This is a genomic window from Bradyrhizobium sp. CCBAU 45394, from assembly GCF_028128655.1.
Taxonomy (GTDB): domain Bacteria; phylum Pseudomonadota; class Alphaproteobacteria; order Rhizobiales; family Xanthobacteraceae; genus Bradyrhizobium; species Bradyrhizobium diazoefficiens.
Map to the genome: position 1 here is coordinate 1 of NZ_LBIX01000106.1, position 5073 is coordinate 5073.

Genomic DNA, 5073 nt, shown 5'->3' on the forward strand with positions numbered 1-5073 from the left:
TGGCGACGTAGAGGTAGAGCTTGCCTTCAGCGGTCTGCAGCTCGGCGATGTCGATGTGGAAATAGCCGATCGGGTAAGCCTTGCACTTTTTCTTCGCAGGCTTGCCGCCTTCGACCTCTGGCAATCGGCTGATGCCGTGGCGCTGGAGACAGCGATGCAGGGATGATCGCGTCAGATGCGGGATGGTCGGTTGGAGCGCATAGAGGCAATCGTCGAGCGGCAATAGCGTATGCCGCCGGAAAGCGACGATGATCGCCTCCTCCTCGATGGAAAGCACTGTCGACTTGGCGTCCCTGGGGCCTGTCGGGATATCGGCGACAGTCTCGCGCTCCTTCCACTTCGCGACAGTCTTCTGGTTGATCCCGTAGCGCTTGGCGAGCGCCCTCAGGCTCTCTTGACTATTTTGTATTGCTCGACGGACTGCCTCCGTCGTGGTGGCGCAGCCGTGTAAAACTTGTCCCATAGCGCATCCTTCGAATCGTGCGATAAGAATGCACCATCAAAGCCTGGGACTAAACACCTAGCCCCACCTCCTTAGTTTTTTGAAAGACGTTTTTCCCACCCCACGGACGCTTGTCTTTGGGGTCGATTGTGTCGAGATCCACTTCGGCGCTTTTTGCGGCGCGTTCGATAGACCGAAGCATCCGGTCTTCGATTGGAAGGATTATCCCGCCCCGCGCTTCGATATTGGCGCGAATCTTATCGCGCAACTGCTGCCCATGTCTCAACGAGTGAGCGACATAAGAGTCGATCAGAGGTTTCGAGAAGTTTTTTTATCAGAAATCGGATATTGACGGTCGCCTCAATACAAGCCTCGCGAGGATCATGCCGGTTTCTTTCCAGTGTTTACAAATTTATCGAGGTACGAGTCGAGCAACTTGTATTGACGGACCATATTTCCAGCGACTGCGGCCATCTCACGACCCCACGCCTGTGTCCTCCCCAGCGTACCCGCAGCGATGCAGCAATAGCTGGCGGTCTCGACCATCAGCGAACTGCCAGTCCGGTAAAGTCAGACTCGGTGTTGAATTGCGCGATTCTATCTAAGTCAACTTCGATGCGCTCGATTTCGGGAACGGTATGGCCTGTCATCGATTTGAGTTCGATGTTGGAATCTTCGACGGTCTCAGCGGAAATGTGCTGCAGTACGATCGCGGGTAAGCTCATCGATTCGATCGGCGGATGAAGGTGATGGGGTGTCTTCGCAACCGAACCGCCGCATCAGCGCTTTACATCACGCTCGCCAGCCCTCAGACGCACTCTTGCGAATATGTCAGGGGGATGAGGACTGCTGGCCAATTGGCGGGTGCGTCCTCGGCTCACCCACGTCGCCAACGGGCCCGCTAGTCGAAACGAAGATAGATGACCGCGTGCCGCCTTACGCCGCAACGCGGCCCCCAGCGTCTTAGATGCCGCTAATCACCGGGCGTTCGATCTGCCACGGTTCAATGTCGTACCAATCGAACACCTCTGACAGGCTATAGGGTATTTCACAAACCGGTTCGCCCGGTTCGGTCGGCTCTTCGACGAGATAGAACTCGTCATATGCGACCCTCACCATGTGGTCGCGATAACAGTTCGGTACGTTCGCTTTTCTGGCGCGTTTCATTAGCTTCGCTCTCTAATCGCGAGAATTGATCAGGATGTACTATAATGAGATATCCCTCGCGGCAAAATATTGAGCGGCCAAGTCTGTCGAGGTTGTTGACGCGAGCCGTTTTGAAAGCCCGCTCAATCCATGCGCTAACTCGGCGTATGGTCGGCAATTTCGCTGTTTCACGCTCAGCCTTCGCCAGTTCGACCACAATGCGTCGTTCTCGGTCATATGCCCAACTAGCATACTTTGTTCCGAGAAACTGATCGACGAGGTCAGGTATGATCGCCGAGGGAAAAGAAGTGCGTCCTCTTTTTTATCAGGAACACCAAGCGATTTCGTCACCCCTCCAGCGTGTGGGCAAATTCATGGAGATTGCTGTCGGAAGTCTTGATTATTGAAGTGAGCACGTTGGCACGAAACGTCTTGTTCGAGGCGCTTTTGTCTTCCTGCCGCCAACAATACTGAGAGGCCAAAGGAACCGCCTATTGCCGAGCGCCGCCTCAGCCTGAGATGGCGACTGTTCGCTTAAACCATTTTTTTGGTAGGCCAATGTAGTAGCTGCGCCTGCGAAGCTCTGGCTCTGACCTATTGAGCGTTTCGCAAATGGATTTCACAGGCGTGCCTGCATCAACAAGCTCGCGCAGCAGTTCGTCTTCTCGTTTCGTCCAGCGAGGAGGGGCGAGAGTCAACTTTAATCCAACCTCTTAGCTTCGATTTCATGCGGCGCTGGAGAAATGGGCAAACTGCGCCTTGCCATGCTTTGACTGCGATCTCCGCGTTCCTGTTCGGGAATGCGAAGCACAGTCCCGAACAGGACGGCGAAGCGCATTTGGCAGGTTCGAGCGTGACCAAGTTGGGCCTGCCGTAACGGCGCCTCGCCTATCCCAATCATCGCGTCGGCGCCTCAGGATGGCAGAGGAGAAGTTCCTTCGAAAGCTATACGTTGGCATAGTCGAAGCTCCGGGGTCCGCAAATGCAGCAAGCTCGGCCTCCAGCACGTCTTCACCAGGCCCGACGACCGCAAACAAACGGCATTACGCTCGTGCCTACGACACCTCGGATCAGCGCGCCCAAAACCTGCCAATCTGGCTTCATCACTACAACTGGCATCGCCCGCACGGTAGTCTGCAAGCCAAACCACCCATCAGCGGCCTCGGCGTACCGATGGACGACCTCCTGAGATTCCACGCTAAAGATAAGCACCATCGCCCGGCGGTTGTCATTCCGCTTGAAGCGCGTGTTGCATGCGGATGCCAATCAACGACTTCATCTTTAGCATCATGAATTGAAATCATCGTGACAGAAGGAGGCCTTGAACGCAGCTTGCAGCGTGTCTGCCGACAAAGGCGCAATCCAGGGCAGTCGTCCTAACCACCGCACCCGTCCAATCTCGCAAATTGCTGCCACAGCGTCCGAATTCTTTTCGCCAACGAAAGCGATCCCAAGAATGACGATCTGGCGCCTTCGGAGCGCATCTATGGACAGCAGTGAACAATTGATCGTACTCAGAGTTGTGCTCGCGCAGAGCACGACAGGTAGTCGCCACCGCTCCAAGAGGTCAATGTAAAGCGAGCCGCAATTCAGCGGCTCCATTAGTCCGCCGGTACCCTCGATCACGAGCGGCTGCCCTCCGGTGTCCGGTACGTCCAGCGAATCCGGTTTGATGCGAACCTCGTCAATCCCCGAGGAACTGTGGTGCCAAGCGGCCGTTTGCAGTCGGTAACGCTCAGGCACGATGCGATCCGGCGGAAGACTGCCAAGCCGAGCGACCCGCTCGGTATCGGTTTCTCCTTCGAGGCCGGCCTGAATCGGTTTCCAAAACTTCGCACCGAGGAGATTGACGAGTCCTGCGCAGAACACCGTCTTTCCGATGCCGGCGCCAGTAGCGGTCACCACAATCTGCTTCTGGCTCATTGAGTTTGGCCTCTTGTCTCCTCCTGCAGTTGTACGCAATTCACCCTCCACGATTTCAGTATCAATTCACAAATATACGCCAGTCGGGAGTACCCACCTCGCGCCTGGGAAGATCGGCAATCAACGTTCCGCGTACGACCTGGCCTTCCAGGCGCGTCGAGCAAAACTCTGCTCAGCTCCCTTACGGCCATCTTTTACTCTCTCAAAGCAAAGTAGCGGTCGCTCAATCTATGCGACTCACGGATGGCCTTCGTTGCCGATGCCCCTGGCCTGAAAGGGCCTGTTCCGCCTGGCCAACTGATAGATTGAATTATAGAGTTTCGCGCGCGGACCATCGCGCTTCCCTAAGTTGCGTGTCATGCGTTGTGACAGGTTGAGATTGTTTTCGGCGCACAAATACTGTCCGGATCGGACGAGGGCATTCACCTGCGGCACGATGTATCCTAATAGATGCAGAACCGTACGTTTCGGACCCCAGCTCTACGAGAGGTGCCTGAGTTCAATCGATATGGGCTGTTGAGATAGTGCTGAATCGTCTTGTCGGGAAACACTGATCGACGGTATCACCCGCAACGAAGTATTGCGGGTTCTCGAGCTTTGCACGCGGATTCATCGAGCCGCCGAGCCAGAATATGCCACATTCAGATCATTTTGGACACCGAGCAACTCACACGTCTTGCTCAATTGGAAATTCTGCGAGTCTCTGCTGTTGCGAGCCTCTGCTGCAAGGCCGAGCGTCACACGAGCGCCCCCTTGCCATCAACGACGTTCCAGCATTGCATTGCGTTGCGCCGCTCCCCGAGGTAAGGACGCGGCCAAGTTGAGGCGTCACCTTTGCGGCCACCATGATCCGTCACATCGTCTTCTTCACAGCCAGGGATGAGGCCTGTATCGACCAAATCGTCAAAGGTCTATCGGTTCTCACCTCAATCCCATATGCACGCCGGCTCGAGATTGCGCGCAACCGCAAGAGCGATCAGCTCGGCAATGACATCGACGTCGTAGTGTACGGGGAGTTTGCTAGCGAGACGGATCTCGCTGCGTACAAAACGCACAATTTGTATCGAGAAGCGATCAGATGCGTACGGCCACTTCGGGAGTTGCGCTTTGCCGCTGACTATGAGCTGTCAACAGATGTGCATTTCGCGGGAACGGCAGGGCTAACGCAAGTCGCTCGGCGTAGCGGATCAGCTGGCGGTGAGTAGCTTGATGATCAGCCGCAGGGTCTTGTACGCTCGGGCGGAAACAACCCTCCTTCGGAGCGGCATCACGGCGGCGCAGGCCTCACAACCTGCCGGTCGTCGGTAACAGATAGCCTATGCACGTCCGCGAGTTGCAATGGATTGAACCTGTCAAGGCGCTGCGGTGCCTTGCGCCGTGGCCGCAGCTTACCTTTCTCGATAGCGCGGCAGGGCATGAGCTGCTCGGGCGTTACTCATATCTGGCCTGCGAGCCGTTCGGCACCTATTTGGTCGCAGATGGACAGGCAAGTTGGAATGGAGTGGCACTTACAGGCGATCCATGGGAGGTCCTCCGCGGCCTTCTTGCGAGATACAAAGAAG

5 protein-coding genes and 3 pseudogenes are annotated in these 5073 nt (G+C 56.0%); 3 read left to right on the forward strand and 5 right to left on the reverse strand.

Annotated features, from left to right (window positions below; genetic code table 11):
• From WN73_RS12190 to WN73_RS12205, 4 genes and pseudogenes are all read right to left on the reverse strand, one after another.
• Window positions 1–463: pseudogene (locus tag WN73_RS12190) on the reverse strand (IS481 family transposase); the annotation flags it as partial.
• Between the two features lie 49 nt (window positions 464–512).
• Complete coding sequence (locus WN73_RS12195; protein ID WP_161533309.1) at window positions 513–710, reverse strand: hypothetical protein; 198 nt, start codon at window positions 708–710, stop codon at window positions 513–515.
• A gap of 277 nt (window positions 711–987) precedes the next feature.
• Complete coding sequence (locus WN73_RS12200; RefSeq protein ID WP_271552951.1) at window positions 988–1167, reverse strand: hypothetical protein; 180 nt, start codon at window positions 1165–1167, stop codon at window positions 988–990.
• 238 nt (window positions 1168–1405) lie between these two features.
• Window positions 1406–1609, reverse strand: coding sequence for a hypothetical protein (locus tag WN73_RS12205; RefSeq protein ID WP_143279366.1), 204 nt, complete (start codon window positions 1607–1609; stop codon window positions 1406–1408).
• Between the two features lie 1023 nt (window positions 1610–2632).
• Here WN73_RS12205 and WN73_RS12210 point away from each other — a divergent pair.
• Window positions 2633–2785, forward strand: a pseudogene (locus WN73_RS12210) (integrase core domain-containing protein); the annotation flags it as partial.
• Between the two features lie 90 nt (window positions 2786–2875).
• On the opposite strand, the gene WN73_RS12215 reads toward WN73_RS12210, so the two are convergent.
• Window positions 2876–3511 carry a dethiobiotin synthase gene (locus tag WN73_RS12215; RefSeq protein WP_097669451.1) on the reverse strand — a complete coding sequence of 212 codons (636 nt, stop codon included), beginning with the start codon at window positions 3509–3511 and terminating at the stop codon, window positions 2876–2878.
• A gap of 845 nt (window positions 3512–4356) precedes the next feature.
• On the opposite strand from WN73_RS12215, the gene WN73_RS12220 reads away from it, so the two are divergent.
• Together WN73_RS12220 and WN73_RS12225 are read left to right on the forward strand one after the other, a co-directional pair.
• Entirely contained in the window at window positions 4357–4716 is a 360-nt protein-coding gene (locus WN73_RS12220; protein ID WP_097669452.1) for a Dabb family protein, read from the forward strand.
• A gap of 113 nt (window positions 4717–4829) precedes the next feature.
• Window positions 4830–5073, forward strand: a pseudogene (locus WN73_RS12225) (aminodeoxychorismate synthase component I); the annotation flags it as partial.

Coding starts and splice junctions, on each gene's coding strand:
- WN73_RS12200 (WP_271552951.1), bottom strand. CDS start 1,167: ATGAGCTTACCCGCGATCGTACTGCAGCACATTTCCGCTGAGACCGTC.
- WN73_RS12205 (WP_143279366.1), bottom strand. CDS start 1,609: ATGAAACGCGCCAGAAAAGCGAACGTACCGAACTGTTATCGCGACCAC.
- WN73_RS12215 (WP_097669451.1), bottom strand. CDS start 3,511: ATGAGCCAGAAGCAGATTGTGGTGACCGCTACTGGCGCCGGCATCGGA.
- WN73_RS12220 (WP_097669452.1), top strand. CDS start 4,357: ATGATCCGTCACATCGTCTTCTTCACAGCCAGGGATGAGGCCTGTATC.